The 17255-nt window shown below is 70.8% G+C and carries 15 protein-coding genes; 1 reads left to right on the top strand and 14 read right to left on the bottom strand.

Features of this window, described 5'->3' with window-relative positions; translation table 11 throughout:
• Nucleotides 1-40 precede the first annotated feature (40 nt).
• The 12 genes from ACQ0O7_RS31460 to ACQ0O7_RS31405 form a co-directional block, all read right to left on the bottom strand.
• Complete coding sequence (locus ACQ0O7_RS31460; protein WP_430787377.1) at nt 41-1540, bottom strand: gamma-glutamyltransferase; 1500 nt, start codon at nt 1538-1540, stop codon at nt 41-43.
• Nucleotides 1540-2175: a cyclase family protein gene (locus tag ACQ0O7_RS31455; protein ID WP_430787375.1), complete on the bottom strand. Its 636-nt coding sequence runs from the start codon at nt 2173-2175 to the stop codon at nt 1540-1542. The genes ACQ0O7_RS31460 and ACQ0O7_RS31455 overlap by 1 nt, the downstream gene beginning before the upstream one ends.
• A gap of 11 nt (nt 2176-2186) precedes the next feature.
• Nucleotides 2187-2942 (bottom strand): creatininase family protein, encoded by a 756-nt coding sequence (locus ACQ0O7_RS31450; protein WP_430787373.1) that lies wholly within the window; start codon nt 2940-2942, stop codon nt 2187-2189.
• A gap of 20 nt (nt 2943-2962) precedes the next feature.
• On the bottom strand, nt 2963-3364 hold the full coding sequence (locus ACQ0O7_RS31445) for a cytidine deaminase (protein WP_430787371.1): 402 nt from the start codon (nt 3362-3364) through the stop codon (nt 2963-2965).
• A 26-nt stretch (nt 3365-3390) separates the two neighbouring features.
• Complete coding sequence (locus tag ACQ0O7_RS31440; RefSeq protein ID WP_430787369.1) at nt 3391-4149, bottom strand: amidohydrolase family protein; 759 nt, start codon at nt 4147-4149, stop codon at nt 3391-3393.
• A complete protein-coding gene (locus tag ACQ0O7_RS31435) occupies nt 4146-5123 on the bottom strand; it encodes an ABC transporter ATP-binding protein (protein WP_430787367.1) in 978 nt (325 codons plus the stop codon). Before ACQ0O7_RS31435 ends, ACQ0O7_RS31440 begins: the two co-directional genes overlap by 4 nt.
• Complete coding sequence (locus ACQ0O7_RS31430) at nt 5120-6136, bottom strand: ABC transporter ATP-binding protein (RefSeq protein WP_430787365.1); 1017 nt, start codon at nt 6134-6136, stop codon at nt 5120-5122. Before ACQ0O7_RS31430 ends, ACQ0O7_RS31435 begins: the two co-directional genes overlap by 4 nt.
• The gene (locus tag ACQ0O7_RS31425; protein WP_430787363.1) at nt 6133-6804 is read right to left on the bottom strand and encodes an alpha/beta fold hydrolase; all 672 of its coding nucleotides are present in this window, start codon (nt 6802-6804) and stop codon (nt 6133-6135) included. The genes ACQ0O7_RS31430 and ACQ0O7_RS31425 overlap by 4 nt, the downstream gene beginning before the upstream one ends.
• Nucleotide 6805: 1 nt before the next feature.
• Complete coding sequence (locus ACQ0O7_RS31420) at nt 6806-7843, bottom strand: ABC transporter permease (protein WP_430787361.1); 1038 nt, start codon at nt 7841-7843, stop codon at nt 6806-6808.
• Nucleotides 7840-8703, bottom strand: a complete 864-nt coding sequence (locus ACQ0O7_RS31415) for an ABC transporter permease (RefSeq protein ID WP_430787359.1) — start codon at nt 8701-8703, stop codon at nt 7840-7842. Before ACQ0O7_RS31415 ends, ACQ0O7_RS31420 begins: the two co-directional genes overlap by 4 nt.
• On the bottom strand, nt 8696-10324 hold the full coding sequence (locus ACQ0O7_RS31410; protein ID WP_430787357.1) for an ABC transporter substrate-binding protein: 1629 nt from the start codon (nt 10322-10324) through the stop codon (nt 8696-8698). The genes ACQ0O7_RS31415 and ACQ0O7_RS31410 overlap by 8 nt, the downstream gene beginning before the upstream one ends.
• Nucleotides 10325-10441: 117 nt before the next feature.
• Complete coding sequence (locus ACQ0O7_RS31405; protein WP_430787355.1) at nt 10442-12358, bottom strand: primary-amine oxidase; 1917 nt, start codon at nt 12356-12358, stop codon at nt 10442-10444.
• A gap of 135 nt (nt 12359-12493) precedes the next feature.
• On the opposite strand from ACQ0O7_RS31405, the gene ACQ0O7_RS31400 reads away from it, so the two are divergent.
• Nucleotides 12494-13180: a GntR family transcriptional regulator gene (locus ACQ0O7_RS31400; RefSeq protein ID WP_430787353.1), complete on the top strand. Its 687-nt coding sequence runs from the start codon at nt 12494-12496 to the stop codon at nt 13178-13180.
• A 286-nt stretch (nt 13181-13466) separates the two neighbouring features.
• On the opposite strand, the gene ACQ0O7_RS31395 is transcribed toward ACQ0O7_RS31400, so the two are convergent.
• Together ACQ0O7_RS31395 and ACQ0O7_RS31390 are read right to left on the bottom strand one after the other, a co-directional pair.
• Complete coding sequence (locus ACQ0O7_RS31395) at nt 13467-15743, bottom strand: aminotransferase class V-fold PLP-dependent enzyme (RefSeq protein WP_430787351.1); 2277 nt, start codon at nt 15741-15743, stop codon at nt 13467-13469.
• 56 nt (nt 15744-15799) lie between these two features.
• Nucleotides 15800-17224 (bottom strand): aldehyde dehydrogenase family protein, encoded by a 1425-nt coding sequence (locus tag ACQ0O7_RS31390; RefSeq protein ID WP_430787349.1) that lies wholly within the window; start codon nt 17222-17224, stop codon nt 15800-15802.
• Nucleotides 17225-17255: the final 31 nt, after the last annotated feature.

Here is a 17255-nt window from a genome sequence, read left to right as displayed (position 1 = left end):
CACGAACGGGGACCGGGGCCGAGTCGGGGCTGGAGGTCGGCTACGTGATGACGGTTGTGCCGTCCGCTCGGGGGTCGCTTGCTGCGGACAACGCGCCGTTGCGTAAGCGGGACACCTGGATGTGGCCGGCGTCGTCGTGCGGGCCCGCTGTGGTGTCCACCGCCAGATCCAGCGACTCGGCGGTGGTGGTCAGGGTGGGGGCTGAGGGGATTCCGGGTTCCATCACCAGGGTGGGGACCGGGCGGTCGATCTCCCGGGCCCCGATGATCCAGCGCGGGCGGGCCAGCAGGGCGGGCAGGTCGGGGGAGGTCAGGGCTTCGGGAGCGACCTGCGCGAGGATCCACGGCTGGGAGCGGCCGCCCTGGCAGCCGAGCGCCACCACCGTGTCCCCGGCGACGGCGACTGTGGGGCAGAGGGTGTGGGGTGGGCGTACCCCGGGGGCGATCCGTCCGGGATGTGACGGGTCCAGGCTGAAGGATGAGCCCCGGTTGTGCAGGACGATGCCGGTGTCCGGTTCGAGCATGCCGGAGCCGAAGCTCTGGAAGACGCTCTGGATCAGGGTCACCGCTGTTCCGGAGGAGTCCACTGCGGTCACCGCCACCGTGTCGCCGGCCGGTTTGACCGGGTCGGACGGGGCGGTGGTCACCGGTGAGGAGCGCAGCAGCAGGCCGTCCAGGTCGATCGGGCCGTTGCGGGGGTCGCCGAGCAGGGCGTCCCGGGCCAGTTGGGCGTGGCGCGCGTCGGTCAGCAGGTCGGCGGAACCGGCGATCGCCAGGAAGGTGGCTCCGTGGACCGGGGGCGGGGCGGCGTACCAGCAAGTGTCGTCGATGACCGTCACCAACGGTGACGTGATCTCGGCCTGGTGGGACGCGAAGTCGGCCACCGACAGGGGACTGCCCAGCTTGGTGAGGCCCGCCACCAGGCGATGGGCGAGGTGACCGCGGTAGAAGGAACGCCAGTTGCGGCCGATCTCGTCCAGGGTGGCGGCCAGGGCCGGCTGACGGAGGGTGGTCACCGGGTTTCCGGCGCCGTCCAGGAGTAGCGCGGTCAGGCCGGGGTCGGTGCGGATGCCGTCGAGCCGGCCGAGGATGGCCCGGTGCAGGCCGGCGCTGACCGGTACGCCGTCCGCGGCCAGCGCCCGCGCGGGGGCCAGCAGGTCGGCGAGCGGCAGGGTGGCGCCGAGACCGTGCAGGGCGGCCCATCCGGCGACCACCCCGGGGACGGTCACGGTCTGCGGGCCGCCGAACGGCATGCGCGGGCCGGCGGCTCGCAGCGCGTCCACGTCGACGGCCGTGGCGGCGGCGCCGATGGAGAGCACGGCTTGCGGTTCGCCGCCGGCCGGGCGCACGACGGCGACCAGGTCACCCCCGGCAGAGCATTGATGGGGGTACGCCACGGTCAGCGCCGCCGCGGCTGCCAGCGCCGCGTCGAGAGCGTTGCCGCCGTGCGCTATCACGGCCTGAGCGGCCTCGATCGCGGCGGGATGCGGTGCGGCGACGGCGACCCGCGAGGCGCCGGGAGAAGAGGCGGGGGACGACATCAGGCGTCCCGCTTGATCAGGACGGTGCGGGCGAACGAACCGTCCGCGTCGACCAGCTTGGCGGGCAGGCAGACCAGCTCGTATTCGCCGGGCGGGACCGCGTCCAGGTCGGCGTTCTCCAGGATGATCAGCCCGGCGCCGAGCAGCACGTGGTGGGCGTCCCAGGTCTCGGTACGGGTGAAGCTCTCGATCGTCAGATAGTCGATCCCGATCAGCTGCACACCCTGGTCGATGATCCACTTCGCGGCCTCGGGGGACAGGCCGACCCACGACGGGGCACGGTCCACCTCTTTCAGCGGCCCGGCCGAGTTGGAGGTCTTGAGCAGCACCCGGGTGTGCCCGGCGACCCCGGCGGCCACCAGGTCGTCGACGCTGATGTCGCCGGTGACCCCGGTCAGGTCGGCGACGATGGCCGGGCCGATCAGCGAGTGCAGGTCGAGCTTGTCGACGGGGGTGGCGCCGTCGACGAAGTGGGCGGGGGCGTCCACGTGGGTGCCGGTGTGGGTGCCGAGCCGCCAGCGGGTCACGTTGGACGGGTCTCCGGCGGCCAGGGACTCGACGATCTCCACTTCGGGTTTGCGGCCCCAGTGCAGCATCTTCGGGTGGATCGGGAGGGTGATGTCGAAGATCTCCACGAGGATTCCTTTCAGCAGGGGCGGTGGGCGGAGGACGGCCACGGCTCGCGGACGGCGGCGGCGACGGCCTCGGCGGTGGTGCGGACGCAGCGTTCGAATTCGGACCTGCCGTGGCCGGCGTCGGCTTCGGCGACGTCACGCCCCCACACGCCGGTCTCGCTGACCTGGTCCATCCGGTAGTCCCAGAACGAGTCGACGTCGAGGTGCGAGGTGGCCTTCTCCATCCGTACCAGGTCGGGCCGCAGGTGCAGCATGACCGAGGTCTCGAAGAAGTTGGCGTGCATCAGCCCGCGGCCGAACTGGACCCGGCCGTTGACCTCCGGCCCGGGGTACATGGTGACGTAGCCGAGGGCGCGGATCCGGGAGTCCTTGTGCCGCACGCGCAGCTTCTCGGCGGACACGTCGAGCGAGCCGTTGTTCCAGATGTGCCCGTTGAGCAGGATGAACTGGCGGACTCCGCTGGCGTGCAGCGAGTCGATCACGTCTTCGACCACGGCGATCAGGGTTTCCGGGCGCAGTGCGATGGTGCCGGCGAAGTCGCCGTGCGAGCCGGATACCCCGTAGCTGAGCGGCGGGATGGTCGGGACGCCGGTGACCCGGGAGACCTCTTCGGCGACGGCCTGGCAGATCACCGTGTCGACGTTGAGCGGCAGGTGCGGGCCGTGCTGTTCGATCGCGCCGACCGGGATGATCACCGCGTCGGTGGTCTCGGTGACGGCGCCCGCGTCCGGCCAGGTCATCTCTTCCCAGCGGTTCGGCTTGCTCATGTCTTCTCCTTCGGTGGTCGTCACCAGAGCCGCCGGGACTTCGAAGGCAGCAGGTCCAGCGCGCGTACGGCGATGACCTCATCGGTGTCGGGCGCGGTCAGCCAGACGGTGGCGTCCGGGCTGTAGTCGCTGATCAGTTCGCGGCAGACGCCGCAGGGTGCGATGACCCGTAAGGTGTCGGCCGGTTTGATCTGCACCGACACGACGGTGGTCACCGACGACAGGGGGACACCGGCGGCGCGGGCGGTGCCGAGAGCGACCCCTTCGGCGCAGATCGAACTACGACGGCAGGACCCTTCGACGTGTACGCCGGTGAAGACGCTCCCGTCAGTGGTCCGCAGTGCGGTGGCGACCTCGTGCCGTCCGTGCACCCACACCCGGCCCAGGATCTCCTCCGCCCGTCGCAGCAGTTCGAGATCCATCGAAGGGGGCGCCGATACCGGGGTGATCACAGGCCCAGAATCCTGGCCATGTTCCCGCCCTCGACCAGAGCACGGTCCGCGTCATCCGGAATCGCCTTGGCGATCTTCATCCGCTCCAGGTCGAAGTCGGAGCCCGGCCATTCGCTGCCGAGCAGGATCTGGGCGGCCCCGATCCGCGCGTACGCCCGCCGGACGTCGGCGATCAGGGTCGCCGACGTCTCCAGGTAGATGTGCGGGTTGCGCTCGGCCACGATGATCGCCTCGGGCACGTTCCAGACGGCTCCCATGTGCGCGATGATCGTCGGCACGGTCGGGTGTCCCTTGGCGATCTCCTCGATGGCCAGCGGCGCGCAGAACGCGTCGTCGAGCGCGTTGATCAGGACCGGCATGCCGAGTTCGGCGCACTTCTCGAACACCGGGTCGAGCAGCCCGTGGTCGGCGACGTGGTAGCCGTGCATGGACGGGTGCAGTTTCAGGCCGGAGATGCCCAGGTCCTTCATCCGGGCGATCTCGTCGAGCGCGTCGTCGGCCTGCGGCATCACCTGGCCGAACCCGATGAACCGGTCCGGGTGCTTCTCGACCAGCCCGGCGATGAAGTCGTTCTCGATGCGCTGGGCGAGCGAGCAGACCATCGCCATGTCGACGCCGGCCGCGTCCATCCGGTCCAGGATGCGGTTGGGGTCGAACGGGGTGTACGGCGGCGGCGCCTGCCCCGGCCGGGCCCCGGTGAGGTAGTCGGAGCGGCCCCGGACGTCCTGGGTGGTGTTGTACGCGTCGATGATCATGCGGCACTGCCTTTCACAGGGATCAACGGCAGGTGGCAGCGGACCTGACGGCCCGGCTGGACCTCCCGGAGGGCGGGAGCCTCGGTGCGGCACACGTCGGTCGCGTACCGGCACCGGGTGTGGAACGTGCATCCGGCCGGAGGATCGGCCGGGTCGGGCAGTTCCCCGGTGAGTTCGATGCGTTCCCGGTGCGGCACCTTCGACAGGGCCGGAACGCTGGAGAGCAGGGCTTCGCCGTACGGGTGGGCGGGGCCGGCGAAGAAGTCGTCCCGGGACGCGATCTCGATGATCTGCCCCAGATACATCACGGCGATCCGGTCGGCGATGTGCCGTACCACGCCCAGGTCGTGCGAGATGAACAGCATGGTCAGCCCGCGGTCCCGGATCAGGTCGGACAGCAGGTTGATCACCTGGGCCTGGATGGACACGTCGAGGGCGGAGACCGGCTCGTCGGCGACCACGAACTTCGGGGACGGCGCGAGCGCGCGGGCGATGCCGATGCGCTGGCGCTGCCCGCCGGAGAACTCGTGCGGTTTGCGGGCGCCCGCCTCGCGGCCGAGCCCGACCTGGTCGAGCAGGTCGTCGACGATCCTCCGGGCCTGGTCGCGCGGGGTGTCCCGGGCGCGCAGCAGCGGCTCGGCCACGATGTCGGCGATCGTCCGGCGCGGGTTGAGCGAGCCGAACGGGTCCTGGAACACCATCTGGAGGTCGGCGCGGGTCTTGCGGAAGACGGTGCCGCGCAGTCTGGTGATGTCCGCGCCGAGGTAGCGGATCGCCCCGCTGGTCGGTTCGGTGACCCGGACCATGGCCCGGCCGAGTGTCGACTTGCCGCAGCCGGACTCGCCGACCAGGCCGAGCGTCTCCCCCTCGTAGATGGTCAGGTCGACGTCGCGGACCGCGCGCACCCGGCGCCCGGCCGAGCCGGCGAACTCCACCCGCAGCGCTTCGATCTCCATCAACGGTGTCGGTTTCACGGCGCCACCTCCTCCAGGGCGCCCCGCGCACGGGCCCGCCCCGCTTCGTCGAGCACACAGGCGTCCAGGTGCGCGGGTCCGCCGTACCGCCGCTCCAGCGCCGGAGTGGCCACACAGTCGGAGTGGGCGAAAGCGCAGCGGGGGGCGAAGGCACAGCCGTCGGGGCGGTGGACGCCGCTGAGCGGGCTGCCGGGAATGGCCGGCAGCCGGGACACGGCCGGGCCGTCGACGCGGGGGACCGAGGAGAGCAGACCCATGGTGTACGGGTGCTGCGGGTCGAACAGCACCTCGTCGCGGGTGCCCTGTTCGATGATGCGGCCCGCGTACATCACCGCGACCCGGTCGGCGACCTCGGCGACCACACCCAGGTCGTGGGTGATCAGCACGATGGTGGTGCCGTGCACGGTCTGCAGCTTCTTCAGCAGCCTCAGCACCTGCGCCTGGATGGTGACGTCGAGCGCGGTGGTCGGTTCGTCGGCGATCAGCACCGACGGGTCGTTGGCCAGCCCGATGGCGATCATCACGCGCTGCCGCATGCCGCCGGAGAGCTGGTGCGGGTAGGCGCGGGCGGCCTGTCCCGGGTTGGCGATGCCGACTTCGCCGAGCAGTTCCACGGCACGTTTCGACGCGTCCCCACGGCTGATCCTGCGGTGCGTGCGGAGCATCTCGGCGACCTGGTCACCGACGCGCTGGGTGGGGTTCAGGGCGGCCAGGGCGTCCTGGAAGACCACGGCGATGTCCTTACCGCGTACCTCCCGCAATTCCTTCTCTCCGGCCTGGACCAGGTCCCGGCCGCTGAACAGGACCTGCCCGCCGATGTGGGTGCGCGGCCCGCGGTTGAGCCCGACCAGGCTCATCGACAGCGCCGACTTGCCGGAGCCGGACTCGCCGACCAGGGCCAGGATCTCGCCCCTGCCGAGGGTCAGGTCGATGCCGGCGACGGCCGGCAGCCGCCCGCCGGGCACGTCGAACCCGACGGTCAGGCCGCGGATCTCCAGGAGCGGCCCGCTCACAGCGCGTCCAGGGCCCGGTCGATCACGGCCAGCACGTCGGCGGGCCGGACCCGCGGGGTGAAGTGGCTGCCGGGCACCTCGCTGGTGATCGCGCCGGCCCGGGCGGCCATGTCCCGCTGGATGCCCGGGGGCAGGGTCTTGTCCTCGGCCGCGACGAGATACCAGGATTTCCTGGTACGCCACGCCGGTACGCCGGTCGCCTCGGCGAAGATCCGGTTGTCGCTCTGCCGGGACTCGCTGTCCCAGATGTGCCGCTGGTCGACGGGCACGTCCCAGCCGATCTCGGTCCAGTACTCCTCGGTGTGCTCGGACCTCCACTCGCCGTTGGGGCCGCGCCGCATGTATTTGGACACCTCGGCCGGGGGATACCGTTCGACGATGCCGTTGACGGTCTCGCCCTCGTCCGGGGCGAACGCCGCCACGTAGACCAGGCCCTTGACCAGGTCGGACCGGCCCACGTTGGTGATCACCGCGCCGCCGTACGAGTGCCCGACCAGCAGCACCGGCCCGCCGATCGACTCCACCACGCCGAGGGTGTGCGCCACGTCGTCGGTGAGCGAGGACATCGGGTTGGTGACCAGGGTGTGCGGCCGGTCGCCGAGCAGCGGGACCAGTTCGGACCAGGTGGTCGGGGTTCCGCCGGCGCCGTGGACGAGGACGATGTGCATGTCAGGCCTTCCTCAGGCGTGGGTCGAGGGCCAGGTACAGCAGGTCGACCGCGACGTTGACCAGGGTGAACAGCAGGGCGATGGCGAGGGCCGCGCCCTGCACGATCGGGTAGTCGCGCTGGAGGATCCCGTTGATCAGCAGGTTGCCGACGCCGGGATAGCTGAACACCGTCTCGGTGATCACCGACCCGCCGAGCAGCGAGCCGAATTGCAGGCCCAGCACGGTGACGATCGGCAGCGACGAGTTGCGCAGCACGTGCCGGCGCAGGATGGCCCCGCCGGACAGGCCCTTCATCCGGGCGGTGCGCACGAAGTCGTCGCCGAGCACCTCCAGCACCGAGGCCCGGACGATCCGGGTGATGAACCCGGCCATCGACAGCGCCAGGGTGGTGGCCGGCAGCAGCAGGTGGGTCAGCCAGGGCATGATCAGCTCGGGCCGGTTCTGGAAGATCGCGTCGAGCAGGATGAAGTTGGTGAACGGCTGATAGTCCAGATGGTTCGGCAGCCGCCCGATCACCGGCAGCCAGCGCAGCCACACCCCGAAGACCACGATGGACAGGACGCCGAGGGCGAACCAGGGCAGCGAGAAGCTGACCGTGCCGACGGCCCGGGTGGTGGTGTCGATCCAGGTGTCCTTGCGAAGCGCCGCCACGATGCCGGTGAGCACCCCGAGCAGGATCGCGATCAGCATGGCCGCGACGGTCAGCTCGATGGTGGCCGGCAGCGAGTCGGCGAGCAGCCCGGTGATCGAGTTGCCGCCGTAGAACGAGCTGCCCAGGTCCAGGGTGAGCAGGTCACCGAGAAAGCTGAAGTACTGCTCGCGCAGCGACTTGTCCAGGCCGAGCGCCTCGTTGATCTTCGCGGCGTTCTCGGTGATCTCGGCGGCCGAGGTGTTCCCGGAGGCGCCACCGGCGGCCAGGGTGGTGGCCGGTGAGCCGGGCAGCATCCGCATCGCGATGAAGACCATGGTGCTCAGACCGAGGAGCACCAGGGGTACGGCGGACAGGCGCTTGACGATGAGCCACGGTGTGCCCCTCATCGGGTGGCCCGCGGGTCGAGCGCGTCACGCAGGTCGTCGCCGACGAAGTTGCAGGCCACCACGAACAGCAGGGTGGCGGCGGCGGGCAGCACCACGAGGCGTGGCGCGGTGTAGAGGAACTCCTGTCCGGCCTGCACCATGTATCCCCAGTCCGGTGTCGGGGGCTGGATGCCCAGCCCGAGGTAGGAGAGGCCGGCGGCGAACCCGGCGGCGACCGACAGGGTCATCACCACCTGGGCCAGCATCGGGCCGGCGATGTTGGGCAGCATCTCCTGCACCAGGATCCGCGGCCCGCGGGTGCCGCCCAGCTTGGCGGCCAGCACGTAGTCCCGGCGGGCCTCCCGGGCGGCCAGGGCCCGGGCCAGGCGGGCCAGGCCGGGGGCCAGCGCCACCCCGATGCCGGCGACCAGGCTGCCGACGCCGGGCGACCACGCCGTGACGATCAGGATGATCAGCAGCATCGACGGGAAGGCCAGGGCCAGGTCCATCAGCCGCATGATCAGCCACTCGACCCAGCCGCCGACGTACCCGGCGATCAGTCCGGCCCCGATGCCGAACACCGCGGCCAGGGCGGTGGACAGGAACGAGACCAGCAGCAGCGGCCGGGCGCCGTGCACCAGCCGGGCCAGCTCGTCGCGGCCCAGGTCGTCGGTGCCGAGCAGGTGCCCGGGGACGCCCATCGGGAACAGCGTGTCGTTGGTGTTGCGGACCGGATCGCCCGGCACCAGCCACGGCCCGACGATCGCGGTGAGCACGAAGACCGCCACCACGATCCACGACCCTGCCGCGAGGGGGCCGCGGCCCAGCCTCCGCCCCGCGAACGCGGAGCGGAGACCGGACGTGGCGGTTGCTTCAGACACTCGCGTTTTCCATGTAGGTGCGGTGCGAGCCGAGCGCCTTCCAGTTCATGTTCTTCACGTTCGCGCCGCTGACCACCGGGTTCGCGGCGTTCACCAGCATCGAGAGGGTCATGTACTTCTCCGCCCACTCGCGCTGGATCTCCGAGTAGCGGGCCTTGCGGGCCGCCGTGTCGGTGATGTTCTTGGCTTCGAACAGCTTGTCGTTGTACGCCTCCGACCCCTCCAGGGTGTTGAAGCCGGAGACGAAGTCGCCGTACACGCCGGACGGCCGGGCCAGCGAGCCGATCATGTCGTCGGCGTCCGGGTAGTAGCCGTTGCGCTCCCAGATCATCAGGTCGTGGAACTTGTCGTCCGGGGCGAGCAGCCGGTTGAAGTAGGCGGCCGGGTCCACCGAGTCGGTCTCCACCTTGAGGCCGATGTCGGTGAGGTTCTGCGCGATGATCTGCGCCGCCTTCGGGTGCCAGGAGTCGCTGGCGGCCATCATCCGGACCGTGCGGCCGGTGGCGCCGGCCGCCTGGATCAGCCGCTTGGCCTCCTCGACGTCGGTCTTGGACAGGTCGGCGAGAGAGGGGTCGTGCGCGTCCTGGCCCGGCGGGATGGTGTAGCCGTCGGGCAGCACCGCCGCGCCGAAGAACGCCTGGGCGATCAGGGCCTGACGGTCGATCGCCAGGTTGATGGCCTTGCGCACCTCCAGCTCCGGGATGCGCCGCACGTCCATCATCACGAACGCGTCGAAGCTCTTCGGGGTGTCGTACACAGTCACCGATTCGTCGCTCTGCAGCTGGCCCAGCGAGGAGTACGGGGTGAACTGTGTGGCCGACACGTCCCCGGACAGCAGCGAGCTGACGATCGTGGACGGGTCGGTGACCTGCTGCAGGACCAGCCGGTCGATCGGCGGCTTGCCGAGCCGGAAGCCGTCGAACGCGGTGAGCGTGACGTTCTGCCCGGAGGTGGCCGAGGCGAACTTGAACGGCCCGGTGCCGACCAGGTTCTTGCCGATGTCCTTGCCGTGTTTCTCCAGCGCCGCCTTGGAGATGATCCGGGCGCCGATGTCGGAGAGCCGGCCGAGCAGGGTACGGTCCGGCTTGAGCAGGGTCATCACGAAGGTGTTCGGGTCCGGGGCGGTCATCTCCTTGAGGTTCTGGCCGACCGAGCGCAGTGGCCGTGACGAACCCTCCGGCAGGGTGGCGTTCTTGTCGTTGAACTGCCGGTCGTAGCTGGCGATCACGTCGGCCGAGGTGAACGTGGTGCCGTCGTGGAAGGTGACGCCCTGGCGCAGCTTGAAGGTGTAGACCAGGCCGTCCTCCGAGACGGTCCAGCTCTCGGCCAGGTCGGGGGAGGGTTCGACACTGTCGTACGAGATGAAGGTCAGGCCGCGGCAGATGCAGTCGACGACCATCCAGTCGCCGAGGGTGGTGTAGAAGGCGGGGTCGTTGACGGCGCTGGTGCCGTCGATGGCGAGGGTGAGGGTGCCGCCGCTCTTGGCGGTTCCGCCGGTGGAACCCTCCTCGGCGGCGATACCGCACGCGGCGAGCAGGCCGGTGAGGCCGGCGCCCATGCCGAGTATCGAGGCGCCGCGCAGAAGTTGACGACGGGAGACTGCCTGGTTGCCGATTTCCATGTGGCACTCCGGGGGGTGTATTAAAGTCTGCCGATTTGGGATGTCATCGAGGGAAGATTGGATCCAATTGTTGGGTCCGCTTGTCGCGGGCGCGTATCCCGAATATGAACGTGATGTTTACGAGCAGCAGTCGTCGCCGCGGGCCGCGGCCGGGTCCGGGATGTCCATGGCCGGATTGCGGTCGAAGAAGCCGTCCGGCTCCAGGACCAGGTGGATCGCCTCCACCGGCATCACCGGCCACTGCTCCGGGCGCGGCAGGTGATGCACCCCGAGGACCGGCCAGACCACCAGCGGCACCCCGTCGATCGAGCGCTGCTGCTCCTGCCAGACGTGCACCCCGTCGTCACCCGGCTCGGCATGGTTCGGGTACTGGCCACCGATGAACTGCTCACCGGAGTCGTACGGGGTGGCCCACACGTGCTGGTGGATGAACGGCGCACGGCGGGCCATCACCGACTCGGGGAGGCCGAAACTGCGCGTGGTGTTCGGGATGGCCAGGCGGTACGCGGTCGGCTCGCCGTACCGGTTCGTCTTGTCGGCGCTCTCGATCCGCCAGTGCCGGGCGATGCTCGGGTCGTTGCGCTGCGCGCCCTCCACGGTCATCGGCTCCCGGACGTACCGGACCGCGTTGCCGTACGGGTTGAGCGCCGGATCCGGCTCGGTCTCGGCGTGCTCCTCGACCAGCCGGTTGTTCACCCCGTCGATCGCGGTGTCCAGGCGGATGCCGAAGTAGTGCTGGTGGATCGGGGTCTGCACGTTCTTGGCGACGATCCGGCCGTACGGCGCCTCGTCGCCCTCGTTGATCCCCGAAGCCGACAGGATCCCGGTCAGCTTCACCTCCAGCTCGATCCGGCCGTCCTGATAGAGCGACCAGTAGAAGCCGTAGTCGTAGTTCGCCACCGTCTGGAAGTTCGAGATGATCAGCCGGCGGCTGCGGCGCACCTCGGACACCCCGCGGCGCAGGTCGTTGTGCTTCCAGAGGATGCTGTCGTCCTCCTCGTGCATGCAGATGGCGTTGTCGATGTTGACCGGTTCGCCGTAGCCGCCGAGGTGGATGCCGTTGAAGTAGTGGATGACGCCGAGACAGTCACAGCCCAGGGCCAGGCTGTTGGTCAGCGGGCCGGCGCCGTACTCGCCCCAGTCGAAGAAGTTCTTCCGGTACTGGGTGGAGTTGGAGTCGAGGTAGGGCACGTACATCTCGTTGCACGCCGCCCGCTTGAGCACCGACCGGCCGAGGAACTCCAGGTCGTAGAGGACCAGGCCCTCCCGGTGGGTGAAGCCGACCCGGAACGTCCAGCCCTGCCAGTCCACCTTCCAGCCGTCCACCGAGAAGCTCGGCCCCTCCGGCTGCTGCACGTCGAGCGTCTTGAGACCCGGGCGGTCCGGGCCGAAACCGCCGGTGGTCAGCGGGCCGGCCTCCTCGGACACCGGGATCACCCCGTGGTCCTCGACCTCCAGGACCTCCATGGTGTTCATGTCGATGATCGGGACGACGCCCTGCACCGGGCGGGCGTAGCCGTTGTCCTCGACCTCGGTGCGGTGCCAGACGGTGCCCCAGGTGACCCGGCGGCCGGCGTACTCGCCCTCGAACCCGCCCATCGACTCGGCGTCGATCATCACGAGCGAGACGTCGTGGATGCCGCGGCGGGCCATCACCTCACGGAACAGCTCGCTGTCCCGGCAGGCCTGGGCGGCGGCGCGGGCCTCGTCGGAGGTGATGCCGGGGCGGCGCGGGTCGACCGGGCGCCAGTCGGCGGCCTCGGCCTTGTCCCCGGTGACCAGGACGTCGATCTCCCACGCGGAGGTGCCACCGGTCGCGATGGCGACCAGAGTGAGCAGCACGCCGGTGGCCTGGCCGACGACGACCCGGCGGGCGTGCTCCTCGTCGAGGGTGGCGCCCCAGAACCGGGGCCGTTCACCGAGCCGGCCGTCCGTGCGAGCCGCGTCGACCGCCAGGTTGATCTCGATGGTGGTGGGCGGGTCCAGCGGGTGTGAGCGCAGGACCGGTGAGGCCGTGGTGTGGCACACGCTCATCGGTGGCTCCTTTCGTGGTATGACCATAGGTGATTTCGGGATACGAAGATAGAGTGATTGGATCCAGAATGCGGACCGTTGCGGTTGCTAGAGTGACGGCCGCTTCCCCCCGACTCCGCTTCAGACGAGGCCACCATGGACCCCGCACTTACCAGCGCATCGAGCGCGCTGGTCGACGAGACCGCCGCCGCCATCCGCGCCCGGATCATGTCCGGTGAGATCCCGATCGGTGCCCAGCTCCGGCAGGCCGAGTTGGCCAAGACGCTCGGCGTCAGCCGCACCCCGGTCCGTGAGGCGCTGCGCCAGCTGCAGACCGGCGGCCTGATCGAGGTGGTACCCAACCGCGGCGCGGTGGTCCGGGTGCCGGCGCCGTGGGAGGTGCGCGAGGCGTACGAGGTGCGCGCCGAGCTGGAGGGCCTGTCCTGCGCCCGCGCGGTCCGCCGGATCACCCGGGACGGGCTGGCCGAACTGCGCGCCACCAACGAGCTGCTGCGCCCCGGCGACACCCCGCCGGACGCCGCCTCGCACGCCGCCAACGACCGCTTCCACACGCTGATCCACGACATCGCCGGCAACGAGCGCCTGGCCCGGGTGATCAAGGAGATCAACGAGGCGTTCCCGCGCAACGTGTCCGCGCTGGTGCTGCAGGAGCACCCCCGGCACCGCGACGACAACTTCGCCGAGCACGAGCGGATCCTGGCGGCGCTGGCCGCCGAGGACGTGGAGACCGCCCGCCGCGAGATGCAGGCCCACGTGATCGAGGCCGGCGAACAACTGGCCCGCTGGTACGAACGCCGTTCCGCAACGGTCTTCCGCGGCTGACCCCACCCCGCGTGCCACATTGCGGCGCGCTCCGCCCCAAAAGTAACCACGAGGTTCGGCCCGGCGCCGGTGTGCCGCGTTGTGGTGCGTTCCGCGCCGGAAGTTGGCACGCGGTCTGGCCCGGCGCCCGTGTGCCGCGTTGTGGTGCGTTCCGCGCCGGAAGTTGGCACGCGGTTCGGCCCGGCGCCGGTGTGCCGCGTTGTGGTGCGTTCCGCGCCGGAAGTTGGCACGCGGTTTGGGCTGGGGCTTGTGTGTCGCGTTGTGGTGCGATTCGTGCCGGAAGTCGTCACGCGGGGTGGCCCAGCGCGCCGGGGGACAGGAAGTCCAGGTCGGGACGCTGCTTGCCGAGGGCCAGGTCGGCGAGGGCGGCGCCGATCGCCGGGCCGAACTTGAAGCCGTGCCCGGAGCAGGCCGCCGCCACCAGCACCTGCGGCGTGTCGGGCAGGGCTCCGACCGCGAACCGGTTCCGCGGCGCCATGGTGTACCGGCACGCCACCGAGTCGACCACGTCCCCGTCCGCCGCGGGCAGGAATCGGCGGGCCAGGGCCAGCAGATCACCCGCCTCGGCCGCGGTCACCGGCGTCTGCGGGCCGAGCCCGTCGGCCGGCCCGTGATCGAGGCCGATCTTCACCGGGCTGCCGTCGAACGCGGGCAGCCCGTACAGCAGGCCGACCCCGGGCGCCTCGACCGAGAACGGCCCGAGAGCCGGCGGTGCGAGCTTCGCCGGATCGGAGGCCCCGATGAAGATGTTGACGATCCGGACGACCTTCAAAAGATCAGCGAGCGCCGGTACGAGGGAGCCGGTCCACGGCCCGGCCGCGATGATCAGGCGATCGGCCCGCAGCACACCCTCGGAGGTCCGGACCGTGACTCCGTCACCGTCGGGGTCCCAGCTCCGCACGGTGACGCCGGCCCGCCGGTCCACCCCGTGCGCCAGGCCGAGTTCCCGCAGCGAGCCCATCGCGGCGGCGGCGTCCAGCACCCCGGCGGCCGGGTCGAAGACGGCGGTGAACTCGGGTCCCAGTGACAGCCCGGCGAACCGGGAGGACGGAACGTTCTGTACGCCGGGACCGCGCAGACCGGGGGTGCCGTCCGAGGCGGGCCGGGCGTACAGGCCACCGGTGGTGGTCAGCAGCTTCCGCCCGGCCGCCGCGGACAGCTCGGACCAGGCCAGATACGCCCGGTCGACCAGGTCGTCCCAGACCGGGTCGGGGTAGGCGCGCCGGATCATCCGGGTGTGCCCGTGGGAGGAGCCTTCGACGTGCCCGTCCGGGAACCGGTCCAGGTGCACCACGCTCACCCCGCGCTGGGCCAGGTGCCAGGCGGCCGACGAGCCGTGCACCCCGGCGCCGACCACGATGGTGTCGGCGCGTGCCCCGGAGGAGATCAGCGCGGGCGCGCCCTTGCGCACCGGCAGCGCCCCGGCCAGTGCGTCCACATCGCTGTCGTCGTTGTAGACGTGCACCGACGCGCGGACCACCGCGTCCAGGCCGCGGCGTTCCAGGTCCCAGCGGCCGTGGCTGGCCGGCACTGACACCAGGTGCACCCCGGCCGCGCGCAGCCGGCGGACCGTGTCGACGGGTTTCTCGCCGTCGATGACGAACGTGACGATCGCGCCGCCGCTCGCGAGCGGGTCGGTCAGGCGTACCCCGGCAATTGAGGTGAGCTCGGACCGCAACCGGTCCGCCAGCGTCGTGGTCCGCCGGTGGATCTCCTCGATCGTCAGATCGAGGGCCTCGCGCAGCGCGGTGCCCAGGCCGAGACGCAGCGCGTGCGCGGACTCCCAGGATTCGAAGCGGCGGGCGCCGGCGGCCAGTTCGAAGTCGTCGCCGCTCTGCCAGACCGCGCCGCGCACGTCCGGGTGGGCCGGCCGCATGATCTCGCGCATCGCGGGGGAGACGTAGAGCAGGCCGGTGCCGCGCGGGCCGCGCAGGAATTTGCGGCCGGTGCCGACCACGATGTCGACACCTGCCACGTCCAGGGGGATCTGGCCGAGTGACTGGGTGGCGTCCAGCAGCAGCGGCACCCCGGCGGCCCGGGTCGTCGCGGCGATCTCGGCGACCGGTTCGATCAGCCCGGACGAGGTCGGCACGTGCGCCACGGTGACCAGGGCGGCGGGGCGGCGCAGCGCGTCGGCGAGGGCGTCGGAGTCGACGGTGCCGTCCGGGGCGCAGGGCAGCACCTCCACCTCGATGCCCCGGGACCGGCGCAGTTCGAACAGGTGCAGGGCGGAGCTGACGTAGCTGGAGGCGGCGGCCAGGATCCGGTCGCCGGGTTTCAGCGGCAGCGCGTCGAGGGCCTTGTGCCAGGCGACGGTGGCGCTCTCCATCAGGGCGATGTCGGCGGGTTCGGCGCTGAGCAGCCGGGCGGCCAGGGCGTAGACCTCTTCGGAGCGTTCCTTGGCGGCCTCGGCGGCCTCGTAGCCACCGATCCGGGCCTCCAGGCGCAGGTGGTCGATGACGGTGCCGAGGACGGCTTCGCTGGGCAGGGCGGATCCGGCGGCGTTGAAGTGCCGGGCGTGCCGGGCGCCGGGGGTGGCGGCGCGCGGGGCGGACGGATTCATCGCGCCGTCTTGGATGTCAAGTTCACGGAATTGGATCCCATCATGCGAAGTGGTGCTCATAGCGCGATCACGACGCCCTTGCGCTCGCAGTACGAGTACAGAGCCTCGTCGCCGAGGTCGCGGCCGAGCCCGGAGTCGCCGACACCGCCGAAGGACAGCGCCGGGTCGAAGATGTTGTAGGTGTTCACCCACACCGTTCCGGCACGCAGCGCGGACGCCATCCGGTGCGCGCGGGACAGGTCCCGGGTCCAGACACCGGCGGCCAGGCCGTATGAGGTGTCGTTGGCGATCGCGACCGCCTCCGCCTCGTCCTCGAACGCGATCACCCCGGCGACCGGCCCGAAGATCTCCTCGCGGGCGATGGTCATGCTGTTGGTGACCCCGGTGAACAGCGTCGGCTCGACGAAATACCCCGGCCGGTCCGGCACGGTGCCACCGGTCGCGAGCGTGGCGCCTTCGGCGAGACCTTGATTGATGTACGCCAGGACGATGCCCCGCTGCTCCTCGGAGACCAGTGGCCCCACCGACACGCCACCGTCCAGCCCGTTGCCGACCGGCACGTTACGGGTCGCCGCGGTGAGCCGCTCGACCATCTCGTCCAGGATCGAGCGCTGCACCAGGATCCGGCTGCCGGCCGTGCACATCTGCCCGGAGTGCCCGAAACTCGCGCGCATCGCGGTCACCGTGGCGGCGTCCAGATCCGCGTCGGCGAAGATGATGTTCGGGCTCTTGCCGCCCAGCTCCAGGGTGATCCGCTTGGTGGTGGCCGCCGCCGACACCATCACCTTGCGGCCCACCTCGGTGGACCCGGTGAACGACACCTTCGCCACGCCCGGGTGCGCGACCAGCGCGGCCCCGGTGCGCCCGTCGCCGGTGAGCACGTTCAGCACCCCGGCCGGAAGTCCGGCCTGTTCACACAGTTCGGCCAGCCGGAGCATGGTCATCGGGGTCTGCTCGGCCGGTTTCACCACCACCGGGCAGCCGGCCGCCAGGGCCGGGGCCAGCTTGTGGGCGGCCGTCATGATCGGGAAGTTCCACGGCAGGATCAGCGCGGCCACCCCGACCGGCTCCAGCACCGAATAGACGTGGTGTGCGCCGCCGTCGATCGGCACCACGGTCCCGGTCAGCCGGCCCGGGGCGCCGGCGAAGTGCCGGAAGTCCTTGGCGGCGAACGCGGTGTCGGCGCGGGAGCGTTCGATCGGCTTGCCGTTGTCCCGGGTCTCCAGGACGGCCAGCTCCTCCAGGTTCGCCTCGATCAGGTCGGCGATCCGGGTCAGGATCCGGGTGCGTTCCAGTGGGGCGAGACCGGACCAGCGGCGGTCGGCGTGGGCTCGCTGTGCCGCCCGTACCGCCAGGTCGACGTCCTCGCCGGTGGCCTGGGCGATGGTGGCGATCAGCTCGCCGGAGGACGGGTCCAGGACCGGGATGGTCTCCCGGTCGCCGAGCCCGATCCAGTCGCCGTCGATGAGTAAGCTACGCATGTCTGAAATATCCTCTCAGAAGGGGCTTCGG

Origin of the sequence: Actinoplanes sp. G11-F43, from assembly GCF_050589265.1 — a bacterium.
In the GTDB taxonomy this organism is placed as follows: domain Bacteria; phylum Actinomycetota; class Actinomycetes; order Mycobacteriales; family Micromonosporaceae; genus Actinoplanes.
Note: the sequence above shows the minus strand (reverse complement) of the source record. Positions and strands in the feature narration are given on the sequence as shown.

Coding starts and splice junctions, on each gene's coding strand:
- ACQ0O7_RS31460 (WP_430787377.1), bottom strand. CDS start 1,540: ATGTCGTCCCCCGCCTCTTCTCCCGGCGCCTCGCGGGTCGCCGTCGCC.
- ACQ0O7_RS31450 (WP_430787373.1), bottom strand. CDS start 2,942: ATGAGCAAGCCGAACCGCTGGGAAGAGATGACCTGGCCGGACGCGGGC.
- ACQ0O7_RS31445 (WP_430787371.1), bottom strand. CDS start 3,364: ATGGATCTCGAACTGCTGCGACGGGCGGAGGAGATCCTGGGCCGGGTG.
- ACQ0O7_RS31440 (WP_430787369.1), bottom strand. CDS start 4,149: ATGATCATCGACGCGTACAACACCACCCAGGACGTCCGGGGCCGCTCC.
- ACQ0O7_RS31425 (WP_430787363.1), bottom strand. CDS start 6,804: ATGCACATCGTCCTCGTCCACGGCGCCGGCGGAACCCCGACCACCTGG.
- ACQ0O7_RS31420 (WP_430787361.1), bottom strand. CDS start 7,843: ATGAGGGGCACACCGTGGCTCATCGTCAAGCGCCTGTCCGCCGTACCC.
- ACQ0O7_RS31410 (WP_430787357.1), bottom strand. CDS start 10,324: ATGGAAATCGGCAACCAGGCAGTCTCCCGTCGTCAACTTCTGCGCGGC.
- ACQ0O7_RS31405 (WP_430787355.1), bottom strand. CDS start 12,358: ATGAGCGTGTGCCACACCACGGCCTCACCGGTCCTGCGCTCACACCCG.
- ACQ0O7_RS31400 (WP_430787353.1), top strand. CDS start 12,494: ATGGACCCCGCACTTACCAGCGCATCGAGCGCGCTGGTCGACGAGACC.
- ACQ0O7_RS31395 (WP_430787351.1), bottom strand. CDS start 15,743: ATGAATCCGTCCGCCCCGCGCGCCGCCACCCCCGGCGCCCGGCACGCC.
- ACQ0O7_RS31390 (WP_430787349.1), bottom strand. CDS start 17,224: ATGCGTAGCTTACTCATCGACGGCGACTGGATCGGGCTCGGCGACCGG.